Source organism: Lapillicoccus sp., from assembly GCF_025353065.1.
GTDB lineage: Bacteria > Actinomycetota > Actinomycetes > Actinomycetales > Dermatophilaceae > Lapillicoccus.
Window position 1 is genome coordinate 39,072 of record NZ_JANXRJ010000103.1, and the last position, 22,614, is coordinate 61,685.

19 protein-coding genes are annotated in these 22,614 nt (G+C 70.8%); 10 read left to right on the forward strand and 9 right to left on the reverse strand.

Annotated features, from left to right (window positions below):
• From Q0R63_RS08360 to Q0R63_RS08380, 5 genes are all read right to left on the reverse strand, one after another.
• Positions 1-1,293 carry an ABC transporter permease gene (locus tag Q0R63_RS08360; RefSeq protein ID WP_295696240.1) on the reverse strand — a complete coding sequence of 431 codons (1,293 nt, stop codon included), beginning with the start codon at positions 1,291-1,293 and terminating at the stop codon, positions 1-3.
• Between the two features lie 2 nt (positions 1,294-1,295).
• Positions 1,296-2,546, reverse strand: coding sequence for an ABC transporter permease (locus Q0R63_RS08365; protein ID WP_295696243.1), 1,251 nt, complete (start codon positions 2,544-2,546; stop codon positions 1,296-1,298).
• Positions 2,543-4,084: an ABC transporter ATP-binding protein gene (locus tag Q0R63_RS08370; protein WP_295696245.1), complete on the reverse strand. Its 1,542-nt coding sequence runs from the start codon at positions 4,082-4,084 to the stop codon at positions 2,543-2,545. Before Q0R63_RS08370 ends, Q0R63_RS08365 begins: the two co-directional genes overlap by 4 nt.
• A 128-nt stretch (positions 4,085-4,212) precedes the next feature.
• Positions 4,213-5,301 carry a BMP family ABC transporter substrate-binding protein gene (locus tag Q0R63_RS08375; RefSeq protein ID WP_295696247.1) on the reverse strand — a complete coding sequence of 363 codons (1,089 nt, stop codon included), beginning with the start codon at positions 5,299-5,301 and terminating at the stop codon, positions 4,213-4,215.
• A gap of 174 nt (positions 5,302-5,475) precedes the next feature.
• A complete protein-coding gene (locus Q0R63_RS08380) occupies positions 5,476-6,663 on the reverse strand; it encodes an amidohydrolase (protein ID WP_295696250.1) in 1,188 nt (395 codons plus the stop codon).
• 145 nt (positions 6,664-6,808) lie between these two features.
• Here Q0R63_RS08380 and Q0R63_RS08385 point away from each other — a divergent pair, with 145 nt between their 5' ends.
• The 3 genes from Q0R63_RS08385 to Q0R63_RS08395 all read left to right on the forward strand — a co-directional run bounded on the left by Q0R63_RS08385 (position 6,809) and on the right by Q0R63_RS08395 (position 9,701).
• Positions 6,809-7,753 (forward strand): pseudouridine-5'-phosphate glycosidase, encoded by a 945-nt coding sequence (locus tag Q0R63_RS08385; RefSeq protein ID WP_295696252.1) that lies wholly within the window; start codon positions 6,809-6,811, stop codon positions 7,751-7,753.
• Positions 7,750-8,631 carry a PfkB family carbohydrate kinase gene (locus Q0R63_RS08390; RefSeq protein ID WP_295696254.1) on the forward strand — a complete coding sequence of 294 codons (882 nt, stop codon included), beginning with the start codon at positions 7,750-7,752 and terminating at the stop codon, positions 8,629-8,631. Before Q0R63_RS08385 ends, Q0R63_RS08390 begins: the two co-directional genes overlap by 4 nt.
• Before the next feature lie 152 nt (positions 8,632-8,783).
• Entirely contained in the window at positions 8,784-9,701 is a 918-nt protein-coding gene (locus tag Q0R63_RS08395; protein WP_295696256.1) for a hypothetical protein, read from the forward strand.
• A gap of 68 nt (positions 9,702-9,769) precedes the next feature.
• Here Q0R63_RS08395 and Q0R63_RS08400 read toward each other — a convergent pair whose 3' ends face one another.
• Positions 9,770-10,471 carry a cutinase family protein gene (locus tag Q0R63_RS08400; protein WP_295696258.1) on the reverse strand — a complete coding sequence of 234 codons (702 nt, stop codon included), beginning with the start codon at positions 10,469-10,471 and terminating at the stop codon, positions 9,770-9,772.
• A gap of 237 nt (positions 10,472-10,708) precedes the next feature.
• Between Q0R63_RS08400 and Q0R63_RS08405 the strand changes: the two genes are divergently transcribed.
• Positions 10,709-11,545 carry an SDR family oxidoreductase gene (locus Q0R63_RS08405; protein WP_295696260.1) on the forward strand — a complete coding sequence of 279 codons (837 nt, stop codon included), beginning with the start codon at positions 10,709-10,711 and terminating at the stop codon, positions 11,543-11,545.
• A gap of 20 nt (positions 11,546-11,565) precedes the next feature.
• Here Q0R63_RS08405 and Q0R63_RS08410 read toward each other — a convergent pair whose 3' ends face one another.
• A complete protein-coding gene (locus Q0R63_RS08410) occupies positions 11,566-12,084 on the reverse strand; it encodes a transcriptional regulator TrmB (protein ID WP_295696262.1) in 519 nt (172 codons plus the stop codon).
• Positions 12,085-12,136: 52 nt separating this feature from the next.
• Between Q0R63_RS08410 and Q0R63_RS08415 the strand changes: the two genes are divergently transcribed.
• Both Q0R63_RS08415 and Q0R63_RS08420 read left to right on the forward strand, forming a co-directional pair.
• Entirely contained in the window at positions 12,137-13,063 is a 927-nt protein-coding gene (locus Q0R63_RS08415) for an ABC transporter ATP-binding protein (RefSeq protein WP_295696265.1), read from the forward strand.
• Entirely contained in the window at positions 13,060-14,661 is a 1,602-nt protein-coding gene (locus Q0R63_RS08420; protein ID WP_295696267.1) for a polyketide antibiotic transporter, read from the forward strand. The genes Q0R63_RS08415 and Q0R63_RS08420 overlap by 4 nt, the downstream gene beginning before the upstream one ends.
• 71 nt (positions 14,662-14,732) lie before the next feature.
• Here Q0R63_RS08420 and Q0R63_RS08425 read toward each other — a convergent pair whose 3' ends face one another.
• The gene (locus Q0R63_RS08425; protein WP_295696270.1) at positions 14,733-15,866 is read right to left on the reverse strand and encodes a mannose-1-phosphate guanylyltransferase; all 1,134 of its coding nucleotides are present in this window, start codon (positions 15,864-15,866) and stop codon (positions 14,733-14,735) included.
• A gap of 164 nt (positions 15,867-16,030) precedes the next feature.
• Here Q0R63_RS08425 and Q0R63_RS08430 point away from each other — a divergent pair, with 164 nt between their 5' ends.
• The 4 genes from Q0R63_RS08430 to Q0R63_RS08445 all read left to right on the forward strand — a co-directional run bounded on the left by Q0R63_RS08430 (position 16,031) and on the right by Q0R63_RS08445 (position 21,299).
• On the forward strand, positions 16,031-17,623 hold the full coding sequence (locus tag Q0R63_RS08430; RefSeq protein WP_295696272.1) for an OFA family MFS transporter: 1,593 nt from the start codon (positions 16,031-16,033) through the stop codon (positions 17,621-17,623).
• A gap of 135 nt (positions 17,624-17,758) precedes the next feature.
• Positions 17,759-18,460 carry a succinate dehydrogenase cytochrome b subunit gene (locus Q0R63_RS08435; protein WP_295696274.1) on the forward strand — a complete coding sequence of 234 codons (702 nt, stop codon included), beginning with the start codon at positions 17,759-17,761 and terminating at the stop codon, positions 18,458-18,460.
• 14 nt (positions 18,461-18,474) lie between these two features.
• The gene (locus tag Q0R63_RS08440; protein WP_295696276.1) at positions 18,475-20,559 is read left to right on the forward strand and encodes a fumarate reductase/succinate dehydrogenase flavoprotein subunit; all 2,085 of its coding nucleotides are present in this window, start codon (positions 18,475-18,477) and stop codon (positions 20,557-20,559) included.
• Positions 20,556-21,299, forward strand: a complete 744-nt coding sequence (locus Q0R63_RS08445; RefSeq protein WP_295696278.1) for a succinate dehydrogenase/fumarate reductase iron-sulfur subunit — start codon at positions 20,556-20,558, stop codon at positions 21,297-21,299. The genes Q0R63_RS08440 and Q0R63_RS08445 overlap by 4 nt, the downstream gene beginning before the upstream one ends.
• Positions 21,300-21,380: 81 nt before the next feature.
• Here Q0R63_RS08445 and Q0R63_RS08450 read toward each other — a convergent pair whose 3' ends face one another.
• Positions 21,381-22,319: a hypothetical protein gene (locus Q0R63_RS08450; RefSeq protein ID WP_295696279.1), complete on the reverse strand. Its 939-nt coding sequence runs from the start codon at positions 22,317-22,319 to the stop codon at positions 21,381-21,383.
• Between the last annotated feature and the right edge of the window lie 295 nt (positions 22,320-22,614).

A 22,614-nucleotide genomic window follows, 5' to 3' on the forward strand; every position in this document is an offset into this window, starting at 1 on the left:
TCATCGGCCCGAGTAGGGCACGCCGTCGGCGGCGGGCGACTGGCTGCGACCGACGACACCGGCGACGACGAGCAGGGTGACGAGGTAGGGCAGGGACCCGAGGATCTGGGACGGGATGCTCAGCGGTGTCCCGATGAAGGAGAGCGCGGTGTTCAGCGCGGACGTGAAAGCGAAGAGGATCGCCGCACCCATCGCCCCGAGCGGGGTCCAGCGCCCGAAGATGACGGCGGCGAGGGCGATGAAGCCGCGGCCGGCCGTCATGTTGATGCCGAACCCCCCCACGGACCCGATGCTCACGTAGGCACCGGCGAGCCCGGCGATGCCGCCGGCGAGGAGCGAGTTGCGGAACCGCAGCCGGGTGACGTTGATGCCCAGGGTGTCCGCGGCCCGCGGGTGCTCGCCGACCGCCCTCGTCCGCAGGCCCCACCGGCTGCGGAACAGCATCAGGTTGAGGACGACGACCACGACGACGGCGAGGTAGACCAGGAGATTGGCCTCGAACAGCACCGGACCGATGATCGGGATCCTCGACAGCACCGGGATGGTGAGCGGCTGGACGGTGCCCGGCTGGTTGAGGCCGGCGGAGTCCTGCTGGAGCAGCCGGGAGTAGAGGTAGGTCGTGAGGCCGAGGACGAGGAGGTTGATGACGACCCCGAGCACCACCTGGTTGACCTGGTAGCGGATCGCGAACGTGCCGAGCAGGGCGCCGACGAGGACGCCGGCGACGACCCCGGCGATCGTGCCGGCGACGAGGCTGTGCGCGACCGTGCCCACGAGCGCGGCGAGGAAGGCGGCCCCGAGCATCTGGCCCTCGATGGCGACGTTGACGATGCCGCTGCGCTCGGACACGGTGCCGGCCATCGCGCCGAGGACGATGGGCACGGCCAGGAAGATGGTCGCCTGGAGCAGCCCCACGGCGTCGAGCTGGGCGTTGGGGTCGCCGCTCGCCGCCCAGAGCAGGAAGGCGAGGATGACGGCGACGACGGCGAACCACGTGCACAGGGCCCGCACCCGCCCCGCAGGACGACGGGCGACGAGGTATGCCGTGACGGCCGCGACGAGGACGGCGAGCACGATCGCGGTCAGGGTGGTCGGGACGGTGATCAGGGGGATCGAGACGTAGTCGCCGGGTGAGTTCAGGCGCAGGCTGGACCGGCCGGAGTCTCCGGCGCCCAGACCGAGCAGGAGGCAGAGGACCGCGCACGAACCCGTTCCGATCGCGAGGTTGCGGACGGGCCGGGGAGCCTCGACGACGGGGACCCGGGTCTCCTCGGGAGTCAGCTCGAGCGTCATCGTCACCACCCCTTCGCGGCGGTCTGGCCGAGGCTGCTGCCCTCGGCCCGCATCCGGAAGACCGTCCGGATCAGGGCCGGCGCGGCGATGAAGAGCACCGTCAGTGCCTGCACCACCGAGACGAGGTCGACCGGGGTCCCGGTCTGGGAGGCCATCCGTTGCCCACCCGCGCGCAGCGCGCCGAAGAGGAGTCCTGCGGCGAGGACGCCGGCCGGCTTCCCCCGGCCGAGCAGCGCGACGGTGATGCCGTCGAACCCGACGCCGTTGTCGATGCCCCCGACGACCTGGTCGCTCGGTCCCATGATCTGGGCGGCACCTGCTGCCCCGCAGAGGGCTCCGGCGAGGACCATGGCCCAGACCGCGCCTCCACCGACGGACATCCCGGCCGTGCGGGCGGCAGCCGGGTTGATGCCGATCGCGCGGAGGCGGAACCCGAGGGTGGTCCGTTCGAGGATGTACCAGACGACCACGCACAGGGCGACGACGACGAGGATGCCGATGTTGGCGCGCAGCGAGCTGCCGAACAGGCGCGGATACTTGGTTCCGGGGTTGACCGTTCGTGAGATCGCGTCGGTGAACGGGGGCGCCTGGAACCAGCGCACCGACAGCAGCAGCGCGAGGACGTTGACGCCGATGTAGTTGAGCATGATCGTCGTGATGACCTCGTGGGCGCCGGTGCGCGCCTTGAGCCCGCCCGCGATGCCGCCCCAGACCGCGCCGCCGATCATCCCGGCGAGCAGCACGAGGGGCACCTGGATGGGCCACGGCAGGTCGAGGGTGAAACCGACGAAACCCGCCGTTGCCGCCCCGATGACGACCTGGCCCTGGCCGCCGATGTTGAACAGGCCGGAGCGGAAGGCGATCGCGACCGACAGACCGGCGAGGGTGACGGGGCCGGCATACACGAGGGTCTCGGAGATCGAGCCGAGGATCTCCGTCGCGCTCCCCGACGAGAACGTCGCCGGGTCGACGATGGAACCGCGGAAGAGCCAGCCGTAGGCCGGGCCGACGGCGTGCCACGCCGCCGCGAACAGGTCGCCCGGTGAGGCGAAGAAGTATGCCGCGGCCGCGCGGACCGCCGGATCGGCGAGACAGATGATGACCGCGGCGACCACGAGGGCGAGCACGACGGCCAGCAGCCCGGTCAGGATCTCGCGCCACACCGACGACCCCGCCGGGGCGGCCGGAGTCGAGGACTTGACCGGCGGCTCGGCCACCTCGGGGGCGGCGGCCGGTGTGGTCGACGTGCTCATGAAGCCTCGCTCTCGGAGGGGAAGGGAGCGGCGGGCGCCGAGCCGGCCGTCGTGCCGGCCATGGCGAGCCCGACCTCGTCGGCCGACGAGCCGGCCGGGAACTCGGCGATGATCCCCCCGCGGTAGATGACGAGGATGCGGTCCGCGAGGCTGAGGACCTCGTCGAGCTCGGAGGAGACGAGGAGCACCCCGGCCCCCGCGTCACGCGCCTCGATGACCCGACGGTGGACGAACTCGATCGACCCGACGTCGAGTCCTCGGGTGGGTTGGGCCAGGACGAGCAGGTCGAGGTCGCGCGACATCTCGCGCGCGAGGACGACCTTCTGCTGGTTTCCTCCCGACAACGTCGACGCGGTGGCGGTGGGAGACGGGGTGCGCACGTCGAACTCGGCGATCTTGGCCCCGGCGTTGTCCTGGATGGCTTCGAGGTCGAGCCGACCGGAGTGGGAGAAGGGCGCCTTCGAGACGACGTCGAGGACGAGGTTCTCGGCGATGGTGAAATCGGCCACCAGCCCGTCGAGGCTGCGGTCCTCGGGCGCGTAGCCCAGGCCCTGGTCGAGCATCGAGTGGATGTCGGTCGTCGTGGCGACGCCGCCCTTGAACCGCACCGTCCCCGACGTCGGCTTCTCGAGCCCGACGATGATCTCGGTGAGCTCGCTCTGGCCGTTGCCCTGGACACCCGCGAGCGCCACGATCTCGCCCCGGCGGACCGTGAGGTCGACGCCGTCCACGGGCACGTGGCCGTCGGGCTGGACCAGACGCAGGTCGGTGACCTCGAGGACGGCCTCCGCGGGTGCCGCCGGCCGCTTGTCGACGCGCAGGAGCACCGGTCGGCCGACCATCATCGAGGCCAGGGTCTGCTCGGAGTCGGTGGGCAGGGCCTCGCCGACGACGGCGCCACGACGGATCACGGTGACCCGGTCGGCGATGGCCCGGATCTCCTTGAGCTTGTGGGTGATGATGACGATCGAGGTGCCGCGGTCGCGCAGCTCGCGCATGATGCTGAAGAGGCCCTGGATCTCGGGCGGGGTGAGGACGGCGGTCGGCTCGTCGAGCACGAGCAGGTCGCAGCCGCGGATGATCGCCTTGAGGATCTCGACCCGCTGCTGGAGTCCGACGGGGAGCTCCCCGACCCGCGCGTCGGGGTCGACCTCGAGGTGGTATCGGCCGGCCACCTCCACCAGCTCCGCGCGGGCGGCGGCCTCGTCGAGGAGCCCGGCCCGGGAGCGCTCGTGCCCCAGCATGATGTTCTCCAGGACCGTGAACACGGGAATGAGCATGAAGTGCTGGTGCACCATGCCGATGCCCGCAGCCATCGCGTCACCGGGGCCGGCGAAGACCGCCGCCTTCCCGTCGATGACGATCTGGCCCTCGTCCGGTGCATAGAGCCCGTAGAGCACGTTCATCAGCGTGCTCTTGCCGGCGCCGTTCTCCCCGAGCAGACCATGGATCTCGGCCGGCTCGACGACGAGGTCGATGGCGTCGTTCGCGACGAGGGCTCCGAATCGTTTCGTGATGCCCCGGAGCTCCAGCCTCATGGGTGCAACCTCTCACAGAACGGGGGTCGGAGGACACGTTCGCCCCGCCGCCCGGACGGGCGACGAGGCGAACGTGACGGCGAGGCGGCATACCGGCGGAGGAGCCTTCGCCCGAGGTTGGTCCAGGATCAGCCGCGACCGGGGGTGGCCGGCTTGATCTCCCCGGAGATGATCTTCGTCTTGATGGTGGCGATCTCGCTCTTGAGATCGGCGGGGATCTTCGCGTCGAACTGGTTGAAGCCGTCGATGCCCGTGCCGCCGTTCGCCAGCGTCCCGTCGAAGGTGCCGGTGAGGGGCTTGCCGGACTTGACGCCCTCCAGGAACGCGCCGATCCGATCGGGGATGCCCTTCAGCACGCTCGTCGCGATGTTGGGGCAATCCTGCGGGTAGAAGGTGCAGCCCGGGAAGTCGACCCAGAAGATGGTCAGCTTGCCGCCCTGGGCCTCGGCCTCCGTCAGCGCACCCTCCCCCGAGGCGCCCGCGACCGGGAAGATGACGTCGGCGCCGGCGCGGAACATCTGCTGGGTGATGGAGCGACCCGTGCCCTTGTCGTTGAAGCCCTTGCTGGGGTCCGGGCTGACGGCCGTGCCGGTCTTGCCGTTCCAGCCGAGGACCTGGACGGTCTTGCCCTTCTGCTGGTTGTAGTAGTTCACCCCGTCGAGGTAGCCATCCATGTAGTCGGTCACCGCCTGCGGGAGCAGCGTGCCGCCGAACGTGCCGACCTTGCCCGTCTTGGTGAGCCCGGCCGCGAGGTAGCCGGCCTGGAAACCGGACTGTGCCGTCTCGAACTTCATGCCGTAGACGTTGGGTGCGTTGGACCCGGAGTCGACGATGGCGAACGGCACCGTCGGGTTGGCCATCGCCACCTTCTTCGTCGCGTCGGCGAGGTTGAAGCCGACGGAGACGATCGCCTTGCAGCCGTTCTTCACGCTGTTGGTGAGGTTGGGCTCGTAGTCCGAGTTGCCCTGGGACTGGATGTAGGAGACCTCGAGAGCAGGGTCCTTCTTCGCCGCGTCCTGCATGCCCTGCCAGGCGGACTGGTTGAAGGACTTGTCGTCGACGCCCCCGGTGTCGAGGACGATGCAGGCCTTGACCTTCGCGCCGGCGGCCGTCGCCGACGCGCCACTGCCTGCGGTGTCAGTCGGCTTGCTGCCGCACCCGGCCAGGGCGAGCCCGGCCACGGCGACACCCGCCACGATCTTCAACGATGAACGCACGGCGCTCTCCTCTTCTGGGTCCCGGAATATTCGGGGCGTCACTGAGCCGCCACGACGGCACCATAGCGTCCCGGTGTCCACTACGTGGACAGTTGCGGAGGGGTCGGGGGTCAACCGTTACCGATCCGCGACCGAAGGTCTGTCACGCACGCCCGGGCGGCCGACCGGGACGGCTCAGCGGGTCCCGCCAGCGAGCGCGGCGCCCGCCAGGACCTTCGCACCGATCCCGATCGCGCGCTCGTCGATGACGACGTCGCCCTGGTGGAGGTCGTAGGTCCGCCCACCGGGGGTGCGGGTGCCGAGCCGGGCCATGGCCCCGGGGACGGAGCTGAGGTACCACGCGAAGTCCTCGCCTCCGAGGGACTGCGCGGTGGGGGTCTCGAGCGCCCCGGCCGAGAGGACGCCGGCCCGCAACGCCTCGATCGCATGACCCTCGTTGACCACCGGCGGCACGCCGGGCACGTGCTTGACGTGCGCGGTCACGGCATAGGGGGCGACGACGGCGTGGATCAGCTGCTCGAGGATCGGGCCCGACGTCTTCCACACCTCGGCGTCGAGCATCCGCAGGGTGCCGGTCGCCGTGCCGATCGAGGGGATCACGTTGCCCGCGCCGCCGGCGTGGACGCTGCCCCAGACCAGCGCGACCCCGGCCCGCGGGTCGAGTCGGCGGGACAGGGCGGCAGGCACGTCGGTGACGACCTTGGCCAGCGCGTAGGTGAGGTCCTGCGTGAGGTGCGGCCGCGAGGTGTGGCCACCGCGACCGGTGAGCGTGACCTCGACGGAGTCGGCGGCGGCGGTGACGGCGCCGACCTTGAGGCCGACCGACCCCACGGCGATCGTCGGGTCGCAGTGGACGGCGAGGATCCGGTCGACGCCGTCGAGACCACCCGCCTCCATGACGTCGTGCGCCCCACCGGGGATGACCTCCTCGGCGGGCTGGAAGACCAGGCGGACGCCGAGGCCACGGGCGAGCAGCTCGCCCTCGCGGGCCTTGAGGAGGAGGCCGGCGCCGAGGACGGCACTCGTGTGGACGTCGTGGCCGCAGGCGTGGCAGACGCCGCTGACGGTCGAGGTGAAGGGCAGGCCGGTGGCCTCGGGCACGGGCAGCGCGTCGAGGTCGGCCCGAAGCGCCACCCGGTATGCCGGGTGCTCGGCCCCCAGGTCGGCGACCAGACCCGAGACCGGCAGCAGCCGGACGGCGAACCCCGCCGCCTCGAGCCGGTCGGCGACGGCGGCGGTCGTCCGGTGCTCGCGGCGCGACAGCTCGGGGTGGGCGTGCAGGTCGCGGCGAAAGGCGATCAGCTCGCTCTCCAGGGCCTCGAACGTCGTCGGCACGGCGGGGCTCGGGTGCGGGCGGGTCACGCTTTCGATGTTAGTCGGGGGTGGACCGCCCGCTCGGAGCCGGAGGTGGTGGTGTCAGTGGGAGGCGGTGCTGATGGCCTGGGACTCGGCGACGGGGACACGTGACCGGCTTCGACGACTGGCAGCTCCACGGCATACTCGGCGCATGTCCAGCCCTGTCGCCGCTGCCCCCTTCCTCGTCCATGCCGAGGTCGCCCAGGCCCTCGCCGAGGGTCGCGGCGTCGTCGCGCTCGAGAGCACGATCCTCGCTCACGGCCTCCCCCGCGGCGACAACCGCCGGATCGCCGACGAGATCGAGGACGCGGTCCGCGGCGCGGGATCTGTGCCCGCGACGATCGCCGTGCTCGACGGGGCTGTGCACATCGGCCTCGACGACGACGACCTCGACCGGATCTGCCACGAGGACGACGTCCTCAAGCTGAGCATCCGCGACGTCGGGGTGGCCGTCGCGCTCAAGCGCACGGGAGCGACGACGGTCGCCTCGACAGCGGCGCTCGCCCACCGGGCCGGCATCCGGGTCTTCGCCACCGGCGGCCTCGGTGGGGTGCACCGCGGCGCGGCGGAGACCTTCGACGTCTCCGCAGATCTCGGGGCCCTCGCCAGGACACCGGTGCTCGTCGTGTGCGCCGGCGTCAAGTCGATCCTCGACGTCGCCGCCACCCTCGAGATGCTCGAGTCGCTCTCGGTGCCCGTCCTCGGTTACCGCACCGCGCGCTTCCCCGGCTTCTACCTCACCGACTCCGGCCACCGGACTCCGTGGGTGGTCGACTCCGCGGCACAGGCCGCGGCAGTCGCGCACGCCCGTCGGCTGCTCGGAACCGACTCTGCCGGCGTCGTGCTCGCCAATCCCCTACCCGAGGGGCGGCAGGTCGACCCCCTGCTGCACGACCGGCTCGTCGCCGAGGGTCTCGCGCTCCTGGCCCGCGAGGGGGTCACCGGCAAGGACGTCACGCCGCGGCTCCTGGAGTTCTTCCACAGCAGCTCCGGTGGCGAGAGCCTGCGCGCCAACGTCGAGCTGGTGCTGTCCAACGCCGCGCTCGCCGGTGAGGTCGCGGTCGAGCTCGCGGAGCTGGAGGCGGAGGACCGGTGACACCGGTGTCGGCGAGCCGGCCGGTCGTGGTCGTGGGCGACGTCGGCATCGACGTGCTCACCCGCCCGCGTATGCCGCTCGTGCCCGGCGGCGAGTCGCCCTCCGACATAAGACTGGTGCCGGGGGGCGCCGGTGGCAACACCGCTGCCTGGCTCGCGCGGCACGGCGTCGATGTCGCTCTCGTCGCGCGGATCGGTGCCGACCAGACGGGTGCGGCAGCACGAGGAGCGTTGGAGCGCTTGGGTGTTCGTTGTATCTTTGCGGTCGATGAGGTGCTCCCGACCTGCGTGGTCGTCGTCCTGGTCGACGATGCCGGCGAGCGGACGATGCTGTCCGACCGCGGCGCCAACAAGGCGTTCGGCGCGGCCGACGTCGACCTCGACGCGGCGGCGCTCGGACCGGCCCACCTGCACCTGAGCGGCTACGTCCTCTTCGACCCGTCGTCGCGCGAAGCCGGGCTCGCCGCCCTCGCCGGGGCGCGCGAGCGCGGTTGGACGACGTCGGTCGACCCGCAGGCCGCCGAGCTCGTGACCGCGGTCGGCCCCGAGGCCTTTCTCGGTTGGGTCGACGGGGTGGATCTGTTGCTGCCGAACGAGATCGAGATCGAGGCGCTGGGCGGGACCGAGGTGGCGTTGGAGCACGTCGGCACGGTCGTCGTCACCTACGGCGCTGCCGGCGCCCGGTGGTTCACCGCGACCGGCGACGAGCACGTCGACGCCCCGGCCATCACCTGCATCGACTCCACCGGAGCCGGCGACGCCTTCAACGCCGGGCTCCTCGCGAGCTGGCTCGCCGGCGGCTCCCCCGCTGCCGCCCTGACCGCCGGGGTAGCCGCCGGCAGCACCGTCGCCGCGGACGTGGGCGCCCGGCCGGCCTGACGCGGCATACCGACGGGTGGGGACGAGGGACGCAGGACCGGCACGAGTCCGGAATGTGACCCAGTCGCCGGCGCAAACCAGGCACGCGCCGGTCCTGCGTCCCCTGTGGAGAACTTCCGGGCCGTGGGCGCGGCATACGGCAGGCTCGACGGATGGATCCCGTCGACGTGCTGACCCGCCTCGGCGGCGTCGCGACATGGCGGCAGCTGCGACAGGTCGTCCACTGGCGGCGGATCGGCGCGGCCCTGGACGCCGGCACGATCGTGCGGACCGCTACCGGCCGATACGTGCTGCCCACCGCCGACGAGGCGCGGCGTGCGGCATCTCGCCTCACGGCCGTCGTCAGCCACACGAGCGCGGCTGCGCACTGGTGCTGGCCGGTCAAGGCCACGCCCCCGCTGCCCCACCTGACGATCCGATACAAGCGGCGTATCAACAGCGAACTCTCGGCCGTCCTCCACTACCGCGACCTCGAGCCGGCCGAGGTGGTCGACGGCTGGGTGACCTCCCGCGCCCGGACGGTGGTCGACTGCTGTTTGGACCTGCCCTTCGACGAGGCGTTGGCCGTTGTCGACTCGGCGCTGCGAACTGGGTTGCGGCACAGAGAGATCCGAGCAACCACGGCATCCCTTCCCGACCGCGGTCGACGACGCGTGCTTGCCGTGCTGACCGCGGGTGACGCCCGGGCGGCCAACCCCTTCGAGTCGGTGCTGCGTTCGATCGCGACCTCGGTGCCCGGTCTCGCCGCACAGCCGCAGTACCGCATCCGGCTGACGAGCGGCGGACGGATCCGGGTCGATCTCGGCGACGAGGACCTGCGGATCGTCCTCGAGGCCGACAGCTTCGAGTTCCACGCCGCCCGCAAGGGCTTCGACCGCGATTGCCGCCGCTACGACTGGCTCGTCCTCGACGACTGGCTGGTGCTCCGATTCACCTGGGAGATGGTGATGTTCGAACCCGGCCTTGTCACCTCCATGATCCGCGACGCCGTCTCGCTCCAGAAGGCGCAAGCGCAGCGCCGGGGACGCAGGACCGGCACGAGTCTGGTTCGTCCCGCCGTCCTCGTCTGATACCGGACACCTGCCGGTCGACAGTCCCCTGAGCGTCCGACCGCCGTCCCCGGCCGCGCCGAGGTGAATCAGCCGGCGGTGACCTTGGTGGCCGCGAACTGGGCGCCTGCCGCCGCGCTGCCGTTGGAGACGTACTGCAGGTGGGCGGCGAAGTTGTTGCCGTTGCCGCAGACCGGGTCACCGGTGTTGCAGTAGGACTTGGCCCGCGCCCCGTAGGTGGCACTGGCCGTCTCGATGGTCTGTCGCTGCAGGCCCAGCGGGTTGCCGAACACGACGATGGCCGCGACCTTCGGCGCGAGAGCACTGGGAAGGACGGTGCCGGCTCCCCCGGTGGTGGTCTGGAGGCCGAGCGCCTTGTCGACGACCGTCGCGCCCTGGGAGTAGCCGCCCAGCACGAACCGCGTGCCGGGGCAGGACGCCGCGACCGACTGCACGTGGTTGACCAGGTCGGTGGATCCCGCTCCGGCACTGGACTGGTTGGTGGCGGCCGCGTAGACGACCGCGTAGGACGAGACGCTGCGCCCGGACAGGTCCGACGTCACGTCCGAGGTGAAGGGGCCACCGACGCTTCCCAGGCCCTGCCGCTCACCGGTGCCGCGAGCGAAGACGACGTCGATCGACGAACAGGTGACGGCCGATGCGGGCGCGGCCGGGAGCACGCCGACCAGGCCGCCGACGACGGCGACCGCTGCGGCACCCAGGCCGAAGCGACGTCGACGAACGGGGGTCGCACCGGTGCGGTCGACAGGACTGTGGGACGTGGTGGGCAAGACGAACCATCCGTTTCAGCTCGAGGTCGGCCCGGGAATCCGGGCCGTGGCGGATCTCCCGCCGCCTTTCCATCGGATCACAGCCCCGCACCAGGTTGTCCAGAGCTCATCGTGCCTCGTGCTGTGGCAAGTCCCACACATCGTCATGGCCCGGAGCTGACCTACTTTTCGCTGAGGCACAGGGGTCAAGCCCCCGCGCTGGTATGCCGCGCCCGTGCCGGAGAGCAGGATGAGGGCATGACGACGCTCGCCCTCACCGGGGCCACCGGCCGGCTCGGGGGCCGGGTCGCCCGGCTGCTCGGCCCCGACGTCTCCCGCCTCGTGGCCCGCGACCCCTCCCGACTGACGCCTGAGCAGATCGCCGGCAGGCAGGTCGTCGTGGCGAGCTACGACGACCACGACGCCACCGTCGCCGCACTGCGCGGGGTCGACGTCCTCTTCATGGTCTCGGCGGCCGAGTCGCCCGTCCGGCGCGCGCAGCACCGCACCTTCATTGCCGCGGCCGCCGACGCCGGGGTCGGCCACCTCGTCTACACCAGCTTCTTCGGCGCCTCCCCCGACGCGGCCTTCACCCTCGGGCGCGACCACGCCGACGCCGAGGCCGCCATCCGCGAGACCGGTATGCCGTTCACCCTCCTGCGTGACAACTTCTACAGCGACTTCTTCCCGGTGTTCGCCGGCGAGGACGGCGTCATCCGCGGGCCCGCCGGCGACGGACGGGTCGCGGCGGTGGCCCGGGACGACGTCGCCGACGTCGCCGCAGTTGTCCTGCGCGACAACGCTGCTCACGTCGGCGCCACCTACGAGCTATCGGGGCCGGAGGCCGTCAGTCTGACCGAGGCCGCCGCCCGGATGTCCATCGTCCTCGGCCGCAGCTACACCTTCCACAACGAGACCGTCGAGGAGGCCTACGCGTCCCGCCGCGTCTGGTCGCAGGAGCAGTGGCAGCTCGACGCCTGGGTCTCGACCTACACCTCCATCCGCGACAGCGAGGTCGCGCGGGTCACCGACGACGTCCTCCGGCTCACCGGTCACCCGGCCCGGACGCTGGAGCAGGCAATCACGACACCGTGACTCGCGGCACAAGGGCGGCTTCACACTGACGCGGACCGTCGCTCCTCCCACCGGCTCGCGATACCGGCGACCTCCACCGACACGAACTCGAGGAACTCCACCGACAGGGCCAGTCGGGCGCCAGCCCGCGTCGAGTCGCCACCCACGGTCGCCACCCCGTCGGCCAGGGCCCGGATGAAGGGGTCGTAGATGCGCCCGGAGTTGAGCATCATGTCGTGCCAGACGTCGTCGCGCACGACGTAGACATCACGCCGGCTCCCGCGCTCGCGCCCACGGTGGATGAGGTGGACGCTCGCGAGGTAGTTGACGGCCCCGGAGATCGCCGCCGGGCTGACCTCGAGCGCCTCCACGAGATCGGTCGCCGTCATCCGGCCGTCCTCCGTCGCGAGCAGCGAGGAGAAGACCCGGGCCGGCAGGCGCGGGAAGCCGGCGTCGGTGAACGCCGACCCGAGCCGCTCGACGAACGCGGCCACGGCGGTGGGGTCCACGGACGCTGGGGCGGACGTGGTCGCCGGGGGTTTCGCTGGACGTCGGGGCATGTCAGGAGTTTAGAGTATTCAGTTTCTTCTGAACACTGTGTACGTTGATGTCATGAGTGCTGCGATCGAGATCCGCGACCTCCACAAGTCCTTCGGCTCGTCCGTCGCCCTCGACGGCCTCGACCTCGAGGTCGGGACCGGCGAGGTCCACGGCTTCCTCGGCCCCAACGGCGCCGGCAAGTCCACGACCCTGCGCATCCTCCTCGGGCTGCTGCGCGCCGACAGCGGCTCGGTCATCCTCCTCGGCGGCAACCCGTGGACCGACGTCGAGTCCCTCCACCGCCGCCTCGCCTACGTGCCCGGTGACGTCACGCTCTGGCCCACCCTCTCCGGCGGCGAGGTCATCGACCTCCTCGGCCGGCTCCGCGGCGGCCTCAACGCCACCAAGCGCACCGCCCTCGTCGAGCGCTTCGGGCTCGACCCCACCAAGAAGGGCCGCACCTACTCCAAGGGCAACCGGCAGAAAGTCGCCCTCGTCGCCGCCCTCTCCTCCGACGTCGACCTACTCGTCCTCGACGAACCCACCTCTGGCCTCGACCCGCTCATGGAAGCGATCTTCCGCGAGGAGATCCAAGCGGTCCGCGCGGAGGGCCGCACGGTACTCCTCTCGAGCCACATCCTCAGCGAGGTCGAGGCACTCTGCGACCGGCTGAGCATCATCCGCGCCGGGCGCAACGTCGAGACCGGCACGCTCGCCGACCTGCGCCACCTCACCCGCACGGGGATCGATGCCGTGCTCGCCGATCCACCTGTGCTGCAGGAGATCTCAGCGTTTCCGGGAGTCACGGCCGCCCGCCTCGAGGGCGACCGACTGACGTGCTCGGTGGAGACCACACACCTCGGCGACCTGCTGGCCCGGCTCGGGCCACACGGCATACGCAGCCTCACCTCGCAGCCGCCTTCGCTCGAGGAGCTGTTCATGGACCAGTACCGCCGCGGCTCAGCGCTCACCGACCAGGCGGCAGAGGCACGGGCATGAGCGGGTATGCCGCGACCGGCACCCTCGTGCGGCTCGCCTTGCGCCGCGACCGGATCCTCGTCCCCGTCTGGGTTCTCGCGCTCGTCGCGCTGGCCGGCGGGTCGGCGAGCTCCACCATCGCGCTCTACCCCGACCCCGCCAAAGCCGTCGAGGCGGCCAGGGCGGCGGCGCTCAGCCCGGCCATCGTCGGGATGTACGGCCCCATCGCCGACCCGAACAACCCTGACTCGATCGGCGCCCTCAAGACCCTCGTGCTCGGTGGGATCTTCCTCGCCGTGATGGCCTGCATCCTCGTGCGACGCCACACGCGCAGCGAGGAGGAGGCCGGCCTCACCGAGCTCGTCGGCGCGGGCGTCGTCGGCCGGCGGGCGCCGCTCACGGCCGCGGTCCTCGTCGCCAGCGTCACGGTCGTCGTCACCTCGCTCCTCGCCGGGCTGTCGATGGCCGGCGCCGGGCTCGGTCTGACCGGCTCCCTCGCCTTCGCGGCAGCATGGGCGGGCATCGGCCTGGCCTTCGTCGGAGTCACCGCTGCCGCGGCCCAGCTCACCGAAACAGCGCGCGGTTGCACGGGATTCGCGATCGGGACGCTGGGGGTCACCTATCTGGTGCGCGCCGTCGGGGACACCAGCGCCGAGCTGGGCTGGTTGACCTGGGTCTCGCCGATCGGATGGGCCGAGAAGGTCGAGGTCTACGGGGCGAACCGCTTCATCGTCGCGCTCCTCCCCGCGGTCTTCACGATCGCTCTGATCGGGCTGGCGTTCGCCCTGCTCGAGCGCCGTGACCTCGGAGCCGGGCTCGTCCCGACCCGGCCGGGTGCCGCCGTGGGGACGCCATCCCTGCGTTCACCGTTCGCCCTCGCCTGGCGCCTGCAGCGTGGGCTCCTCATCGGGTGGCTCGTCGGCTTCGCCATCTTCGGCCTCGTCCTCGGGGGCATCGCCGGCAACGTCACGTCGTTCGTCGACAGCCCCCAGGTCGCCGACATGCTCACCAGGCTCGGCGGCAGCGCGGGCAGCCTCGGCGACGTCTTTCTCTCGACCGAGCTGCGCTTCATGGCGATCGGAGCCGCGGCATACGGCATCTCCGCCGCCCTGCGACTGAAGTCCGAGGAGACCGACCTGCACACCGAGCAGGTGCTCGCGACCAGCGTCAGCCGACGCGCGCTCCTCGTAGGTCACGCGGTCATCGCGCTGGGTGGCAGCGCCCTGCTGCTCCTCGTGGTCGGTGCCGGCCTCGCCCTCGGTGGAGCGTCCCAATTCAACGGCCTCCGAAAGGCGCTGGGCCATCTGCTCCCAGCTGCCCTCGCGCCGATCCCCGCGGTGTGGGTCTGTGTCGGGCTCGCGCTCGTCGTCTACGGGGCCCTGCCCAAGGTCGTCGTCGTCGCGTGGGCGCTGCTTGCGGCCTTCCTCGTCGTGGGGGAGCTCGGGCCGCTCTTCGGCTTCCCGCGCGGTCTGGTCGACCTCTCGCCGTTCTCGCACGGCACGGTCGTCCCCGGCGGCAGCGTCCCGGGCGCGCCGCTCGTCGCGCTCGCCCTGGTGGCCGCCGCGCTCGTCCTCGCCGCCGGCGTGACGTTCCGACGCCGCGACCTCGTCAGCAGCTGACGCCAACCCACGACCGCGGCCACGGGCTACGGGCCGCACCTTTATCGGGTCACCCGACCCGATAAGGGGAATCAGGTGAGGTGGGTCCGACCGTCGGCGGTGAGCGCCTCGACGACCTTCTTGACGTCCTGCGCGCGGTCCCGCGCGATGACGAGCACCGCGTCGGGAGTGTCGATCACCACGACGTCATCGAGGCCGACGAGGGCGACGACCCGGCCGCTGCCCGGCACCACGATGCCGGTGCCGTCGACCGTCACGACCGACCCGGCATCGCCGATGACCTTGACCCCCGGGCGGCCCTCGACGTCGGGCAGCAGCGTGCCCAGGGAGTCGAAGTCACCGACGTCGTCCCACCGGAAAGCGGCCGGCACGACCGCGACCAGGCCTGCGGCTGCTGCCGGTTCGGCGACGGCGTGGTCGATGGCGATCTTGTCCAAGGTCGGCCAGACCGCACCGAGCGTCGAGAGGTCGGCCGCGATGGCACGCAGCGAGGCCGCCATCGCGGGGTGCTCAAGGGCCAGGGCGTCGAGCAGCACCGAGGCCTTGACGACGAACATCCCGGCGTTCCACCAGAAGCCGCCACCGGAGAGATACTCGGTGGCTGTCGCCGCATCCGGCTTCTCGACGAACTCCTCGACCGCACAGGCCGTCTCGGCGCCGTCGATGCCGAGCAGGTCGCCCTGGCGGATGTAGCCGAACGCGGTGGACGGAGCCGTCGGGGTGATCCCGATGGTGACGATCTTGCCGGTCCGGGCGACGGCTGCGGCAGCGTGCACTGCCGCGTCGAAGAGGTCGACCTGGTCGATGACGTGGTCCGCGGCGAACGAGCCGATCACCGCGTCGGGATCCCGCCGCTCGATGATCGCCGCCGCCAGACCGATCGCGGGCATCGAGTCGCGGGGGCTGGGTTCGGCAATGACGTCGGACGCGTCCGGCAGTTGCGTCCGCACGGCCTCGGCGTGTGCCTCCCCCGTGACGACGACGACGCGCCCTTCGGCGAGGGGCGCGAGCCGGTCCCACGTGCCCTGGAGCATGGTCCGGCCGGTCCCCGTGAGGTCGTGGAGGAACTTCGGGGAGGTGCGGCGCGACACCGGCCACAGCCGCGTCCCGGCGCCGCCGGCCGGGATCACGGCCCAGAACCCGTCGATCGGGCCGGAGGCCCCGTCCGCCCTGTGCCTGCCGTGCTCGCCGATGCCTGCCGTCATGAGACGCGAGGGTAGGCCATACCGGACATCGGCGGCACGACAGGTCAGGTGCCGAACCGCGTACCGCGCTCTAATATCGTCGGTGACCGGCACAGACGCCACTGTTGTCCGCCCTGCTGCGGCGTCACCCCCGACCTGCCGGCACCCCGGACGGAGACCCCTCGATGAGCAAGGACACGACCAACCCCACGCGCACCGCCCACCGGAAGAGGTCGGGTGGTCCGCCGGAGGCGACCGGTCCCCTCGCCTTCCTCGACCGGCGTCGGACGATCGCCCCGGCCGGCTACAGCCGGTGGCTGATCCCGCCGGCCGCGCTCGCCGTGCACCTCTGCATCGGTCAGGTCTACGCGACGAGCGTCTACAAGACGTCGCTCGTCGCTCACTTCGGTGCCTCGCAGACGGCGATCGGGGTCATCTTCTCGATCGCCATCGTCATGCTCGGCCTGTCGGCGGCGGTGATGGGGACGTGGGTCGAGCGCAACGGTCCGCGCAAGGCGATGTTCGTGGCGGCCTGCGCCTGGGCCCTCGGCTTCCTCGTCGGGTCGATCGGCATCGCGACGACCCAGCTCTGGCTGCTCTACCTCGGCTACGGCGTGATCGGCGGCATCGGGCTCGGCATCGGCTACATCTCGCCCGTCTCGACCCTCATCAAGTGGTTCCCCGACCGGCCGGGGCTCGCTACCGGTCTCGCGATCATGGGCTTCGGCGGCGGCGCGCTCGTCGCGAGCCCGTTGTCGCGCCAGCTGCTCTCGGCCTACGACCCGGCATACCGGCCGTCGGTCTCGACCTCGATCGCCAGCGGGCACGCCCTGACCCTGCTCTTCGTCACCCTCGGCATCGGCTACTTCGTCATCATGATGTTCGGGGTCGCCAACATCCGGGTGCCGGCGACCGGCTGGACGCCCGACGGGTTCGACCCGGGCTCGGCGCCGACCAAGGCCCTCGTGACGACCAAGAGCGTGTCGGCGGCCAACGCGATCCGGACCCCCCAGTTCTGGTGCCTGTGGATCGTGCTGTTCTGCAACGTCACCGCCGGCATCGGCATCCTCGAGCAGGCCAGCCCGATGATCCAGGACTTCTTCCGCGGATCGGACGGGAAGTCCTCGGTGGCCGTCGCGGCCGCCGGCGGGTTCGTCGGCCTGCTCTCGCTCTTCAACATGGCCGGCCGGTTCGTCTGGTCCACGGCGTCCGACACCATCGGGCGGAAGCCGATCTACGTCGTCTACCTCGGCGGCGGGATCGTCCTCTATGTCGTGCTGGCCCTCGTCGGCCAGACGGCCACCGCGATCTTCGTGCTCCTGGCCGCGGTCATCCTGTCGTTCTACGGCGGTGGGTTCGCGACGGCGCCGGCCTACCTGCGTGACCTCTTCGGCGTCTTCCAGGTCGGCGCGATCCACGGGCGCCTCCTCACCGCCTGGTCGGCCGCCGGCGTCGCGGGGCCGCTCATCATCAACGGCTTCCTCGACGCGCAGGGCAAGCCGGGCACTCTCACGGCGGCCGCCTACCGCCCGGCGCTGCTGACGATGGTCGGGGTCCTCGCCGTGGGGGTGGTGGCCAACCTGCTCATCCGGCCGGTCGCGGCCCGGTTCCACCAGCCCGACGGCCCGGCGAAGGCCACCAGGACCCAGGTCGATGTCGCCACCACCGGACCGGCGCCCGGGTCAGCGCGGCTGCTGGTCTCCTGGGCCCTGATCGTCGTGCTGCTGGCCTACGGCGTCATCCAGACCGGGGTGACCGCGGCCACGCTGTTCCGGTGAGGCGGAACTGTCCGAACGCCCAGCGTGCGCGCCCGGTGGTTGAGCCGCAATCGAATGACAACGAGACAAATGGCACAGGGACGGAGGCCCGGCTCGGACCCGCCCTCCCGCAGCCCAGGAGGTAAGTTGAGGTGTGTGGCCACCTCGACTCTTCCCCCGAGCATCCAGGCCCGGCGCACCACCATCGCGATGAAGCTCGTCATGGCCGTGTCCGGCTCGCTGTTCGTGCTGTTCGTCATCGCGCACATGTACGGCAACCTGAAGATGTTCGGCGGCCAGGCGGCATACGACGACTATGCCCACCACCTGCGCACCCTCGGCGAACCCATCGCCCCCTACTCGGGGGTGCTCTGGATCATCCGGGTGGTGCTGCTCGGCTCGGTCCTCGCGCACATCTACTCCGCCTTCTATCTGTGGAGCCGGGCGCAGGGTGCGCGGACGACGAAGTACCGGATGAAGAAGGCCGCCGCAGCGACGATCTCGGCGCGATTCATGCGCTGGGGTGGGGTCGCCCTCCTGCTGTTCCTGATCTGGCACATCCTGCAGTTCACCACCCGCACCATCAACGTCAACGGCAGCCACGACAGCCCCTACGACAACTACGTGGCCGCGTTCCAGCCCTCGGTATGGTGGGTGTTCGTCATCTACGCCCTCGCGATGGTCGCCCTCGCGATGCACATCAGGCACGGGGTGTGGTCGGCGACCCAGACCCTCGGCTGGACCGGCAACGTCCGCGCTCGACGACGCGCCAACACGCTCGCCATCACCTTGGCCGCCGTCGTCTCGATCGGCTTCATCCTCCCCGCCGTCTTCGTCCTGTTCGGCGTCATCAAATAGTCAAGTGAGTGAGCATGACTGACACCATCACCGAGATCCCCGTCGCGCCCACGGCCCCCGAGGCTCCTTCTCCTGCGGCTCCCCCCGCTCCCACGGCCCCTGCCGCACCAGTCTTCGACGTGCCGCTGGAGAACGCCGGCATCGCTCACGGGCTCTACCGCGACGGCGAGAACATCTCCGACACCAAGGCCCCTCCGGGAGACATCCAGAGCAAGTGGACGACCCGCCAGTTCGAGGCGGCCCTCGTCAACCCGGCCAACCGCCGCAAGCTCACCGTCATCGTCGTCGGCACCGGCCTCGCCGGTGGGTCGGCGTGCGCGACGCTCGGCGAGGCGGGATACAACGTCAAGGCCTTCTGCTATCAGGACTCCCCGCGCCGGGCCCACTCGATCGCGGCCCAGGGCGGCATCAACGCGGCGAAGAACTACAAGGAGGACGGCGACTCGACCTACCGCCTCTTCTACGACACCGTCAAGGGCGGCGACTTCCGCTCCCGCGAGTCCAACGTCTTCCGGCTCGCCTCGGTGAGCACCAACATCATCGACCAGTGCGTCGCCCAGGGCGTGCCCTTCGCCCGTGAGTACGGCGGTCTCCTCGACAACCGCTCCTTCGGCGGCGTCCAGGTCTCGCGGACCTTCTACGCTCGCGGCCAGACCGGACAGCAGCTGCTCATCGGCGCCTACCAGGCCCTCGAGCGGCAGATCGCTGCCGGCACCGTCGAGATGAACACCCGCCACGAGATGCTCGAGCTCGTCGTCGTCGACGGCCGGGCCCGCGGGGTCATCGTCCGAGACATGGTCAGCGGCAAGGTCGAGACCCACCTCGCGGATGCCGTGGTGCTCGCCAGCGGTGGCTACGGCAACGTCTTCTACCTCTCGACCAACGCGATGGGCTGCAACGTCACGGCGACGTGGCGCGCCCACCGCCAGGGCGCCTATTTCGGCAACCCCTGTTATACGCAGATCCACCCGACCTGCATCCCGGTCTCCGGCGACCACCAGTCCAAGCTCACGCTGATGAGCGAGTCGCTGCGCAACGACGGCCGGATCTGGGTGCCGAAGAACCGCGAGGACTGCGGCAAGGACCCCCGCGACATCGCCGAGGAGGACCGCGACTACTACCTCGAACGGATCTACCCCGCCTTCGGCAACCTCGTGCCGCGCGACATCGCCTCGCGACAGGCCAAGAACGTCTGTGACGACGGGCGCGGCGTCGGCCCGGCCATCGGCGACTTCCGCCGCGGCGTCTACCTCGACTTCACCGACGCCCTCCAGCGGATGAGCGCCGAGGCGGTCGCGGAGAAGTACGGCAACCTCCTCGACATGTACCAGCGGATCACCGGGGAGAACCCCTACGAGGTGCCGATGCGCATCTACCCCGCGGTGCATTACACGATGGGCGGCCTCTGGGTCGACTACGACCTGCAGTCCAACATCCCGGGGCTCTTCGTGACCGGGGAGGCGAACTTCTCGGACCACGGCGCCAACCGGCTCGGCGCGTCCGCGCTCATGCAGGGTCTGGCGGACGGCTACTTCGTGCTGCCCAACACGATCCGCGACTACCTCTCGCACGGGCCCTACCCCAAGGTCGAGGAGACTGACGCGTCCGTCGTCGCCGCTCGCACCTCGGTCCAGGCCCGGATCACCAAGCTCCTCTCCATCAACGGCGAGCGCACGGTCGACTCCTTCCACAAGGAGCTCGGGCACATCATGTGGGAGTACTGCGGCATGGAGCGCAGCGAGACCGGCCTGCTGAAGGCGGTCGACCTCATCCGCGGCCTCAAGGACGAGTTCTGGCGCAACGTCAAGGTGCTCGGCAGCGCCGAGGACCTCAACCAGAGCCTCGAGAAGGCCGGTCGGGTCGCCGACTTCCTCGAGCTCGGCGAGCTGATGTGCATCGACGCCCTGCACCGGCGCGAGTCCTGCGGCGGCCACTTCCGCGTCGAGAGCCAGACCGACGACGGCGAGGCGCTGCGCAACGACGACGAGTTCGCGTATGTCGCCGCGTGGGAGTGGGGCGGCGAAGAGGGTATGCCGGTCCTCCACAAGGAAGACCTCGTCTATGAGTACGTCCACCTGAAGCAACGGAGTTACAAGTGAAGATCACGCTCAAGGTCTGGCGCCAGTCCGGGCCGAAGGACTCGGGCGGTCTCGCGACCTACGAGCTCGACGACATCACCGAGGACATGTCCTTCCTCGAGGTCCTCGACGTCCTCAACGAGGGGCTCATCACCTCGGGCGAGGAGCCGGTGGCCTTCGACAGCGACTGCCGCGAGGGCATCTGCGGCATGTGCGGGCTGATGATCAACGGCAGCGCCCACGGTCCCGAGGTCACAACGACCTGCCAGCTGCACATGCGCTCGTTCTCCGACGGCGAGACGATCACCGTGGAGCCGTGGCGCGCCGACGCGTTCCCCGTCCTCAAGGACCTGGTCGTCGACCGCTCGGCCTTCGACCGGATCATCCAGGCCGGCGGGTTCATCAGCGTCAACACCGGTGCGGCGCCCGATGCGCACGCGGTGCCCGTCCCGAAGGAGAACGCCGACAAGGCCTTCGCCTCCGCGGCCTGCATCGGCTGCGGGGCCTGCGTGGCGGCCTGTCCCAACGCCTCCGGCATGCTCTTCATGGGCGCCAAGGTCACCCACCTGGGGCTGCTGCCCCAGGGCCAGCCCGAGCGCGACGCCCGAGTCGTCAAGATGGTCAACCAGCACGACCACGAGGGCTTCGGCGGGTGCACCAACATCGGCGAGTGCGCGGCGGCCTGCCCCAAGGAGATCCCGATGGACGTCATCTCCCAGCTCAACAAGGACCTCCGCACGGCGATGCAGCACGGGCGGTAGGGACTCCACCTGCGCCACCGGATTGGGGTGAAAGCGCGTCATCGATGACGCGTTCACACCCCAATCCGGTATGCCGCGGGGTCAGCCCGCGCGGCGGGCGGAGAGCTGGTGGTGGGCGCGGCATACCTGCTCCATGAACGTCTCGGCGATCAGTCGCATCCCGACGAGGTCGATGCGCAGCATCTTCTCGTCCCCGATCACGACCTCGTTCTGCCGCAGGTTGTCGTCCGTGACCGCCAGCCCCTGGCGGTGCTGGGCGCCGTCGATCTCGACGACGAGCCCGATGTCCTCCCACGCGACATCCAGATAGATCCGGCCCGTCGAGGTGGTGCGCACGACCTGACGACTCGGCTCTGGGAGACCGTGGGCGCGGCACAGGGCAGCGAAGTCCAACTCCCCGAGCGCTTGGGCGCCGTCCAGGAGGTCGGCGATGACCCTGACGATGAACGGCCGGCGACGGAGCAGCGCGACCTCCGCGACCACGTCATCGAGCTGTCGCGGAGTGGCGAGGCGCTGCTGGACCACCATGCAGAGCACCAGCGCCGCCTGCCGGTCGCTGACCGCCCACGATGCGGCCCGCAGCGCAGCGATCGCCGGCCGGACGCGGGGCACGCCGACCGAGATCACCTCAGCCGACTGGCGGGCGATGACCGTCCGCTGCCGCACGTCCGCGACGGGAGGTGGTCGGCTGCCATGCGGCACGGAGACCTCCAAGGCGCCGGTCGTGAACCCCTTGAGACCCGCCGCGGTCAGTGCCGTCGCGCCGTCGAGAGCAGCGATGCGGTGGCCGACCTCCCACACGGCACGCCACCAGAGGGCCTGCCCCGACAACTCCCCCGTGTGCACGGCGATCGTCTGGCGCCCGTGCGCCTTCCATCGCTTCGCACGAAGCTCGGACCGCACCCCGTGCCGGTCGATACCCAGCCCGCGCAGGACGTCCCGACTGAGGACGCCCTCGTAGATCTTCGCGGCTCGTTCGGCCGTGGCTCGTCGTCCTTCGCCGTTCGTGCGTCTGTCCATCATTCGACGCTCGCGCACGACGCCCGTTTGCGCTACCGCGGCTGACCGGGCTGTGGAAACTGGGACGATCGGCCGTGGGGGTGTGGACGACGCCTCCCGGATTGGGGTCTGAACGCGTCATCGACGACCCGGTATCACCTCAATCCGGGGCGGGGCGGGCGCCGACCCGGACCTCACGCGGCACGGACCTCACCGTGAGGCGGGGTCGGGGTGAGAACAGGTTTACGGAGGGGTTACGGCGCGCCGTTCACCGGCAACATCCGGCTCCTAGGTTCGGAGCCGACACCAGCCCCCC

What these genes read in the sequence shown, in the direction of transcription:
- Q0R63_RS08360 (WP_295696240.1), bottom strand. Translation starts at nt 1,293, where the DNA reads ATGACGCTCGAGCTGACTCCCGAGGAGACCCGGGTCCCCGTCGTCGAG.
- Q0R63_RS08365 (WP_295696243.1), bottom strand. Translation starts at nt 2,546, where the DNA reads ATGAGCACGTCGACCACACCGGCCGCCGCCCCCGAGGTGGCCGAGCCG.
- Q0R63_RS08370 (WP_295696245.1), bottom strand. Translation starts at nt 4,084, where the DNA reads ATGAGGCTGGAGCTCCGGGGCATCACGAAACGATTCGGAGCCCTCGTC.
- Q0R63_RS08385 (WP_295696252.1), top strand. Translation starts at nt 6,809, where the DNA reads ATGTCCAGCCCTGTCGCCGCTGCCCCCTTCCTCGTCCATGCCGAGGTC.
- Q0R63_RS08395 (WP_295696256.1), top strand. Translation starts at nt 8,784, where the DNA reads ATGGATCCCGTCGACGTGCTGACCCGCCTCGGCGGCGTCGCGACATGG.
- Q0R63_RS08405 (WP_295696260.1), top strand. Translation starts at nt 10,709, where the DNA reads ATGACGACGCTCGCCCTCACCGGGGCCACCGGCCGGCTCGGGGGCCGG.
- Q0R63_RS08410 (WP_295696262.1), bottom strand. Translation starts at nt 12,084, where the DNA reads ATGCCCCGACGTCCAGCGAAACCCCCGGCGACCACGTCCGCCCCAGCG.
- Q0R63_RS08415 (WP_295696265.1), top strand. Translation starts at nt 12,137, where the DNA reads ATGAGTGCTGCGATCGAGATCCGCGACCTCCACAAGTCCTTCGGCTCG.
- Q0R63_RS08420 (WP_295696267.1), top strand. Translation starts at nt 13,060, where the DNA reads ATGAGCGGGTATGCCGCGACCGGCACCCTCGTGCGGCTCGCCTTGCGC.
- Q0R63_RS08425 (WP_295696270.1), bottom strand. Translation starts at nt 15,866, where the DNA reads ATGACGGCAGGCATCGGCGAGCACGGCAGGCACAGGGCGGACGGGGCC.
- Q0R63_RS08430 (WP_295696272.1), top strand. Translation starts at nt 16,031, where the DNA reads ATGAGCAAGGACACGACCAACCCCACGCGCACCGCCCACCGGAAGAGG.
- Q0R63_RS08440 (WP_295696276.1), top strand. Translation starts at nt 18,475, where the DNA reads ATGACTGACACCATCACCGAGATCCCCGTCGCGCCCACGGCCCCCGAG.
- Q0R63_RS08450 (WP_295696279.1), bottom strand. Translation starts at nt 22,319, where the DNA reads ATGGACAGACGCACGAACGGCGAAGGACGACGAGCCACGGCCGAACGA.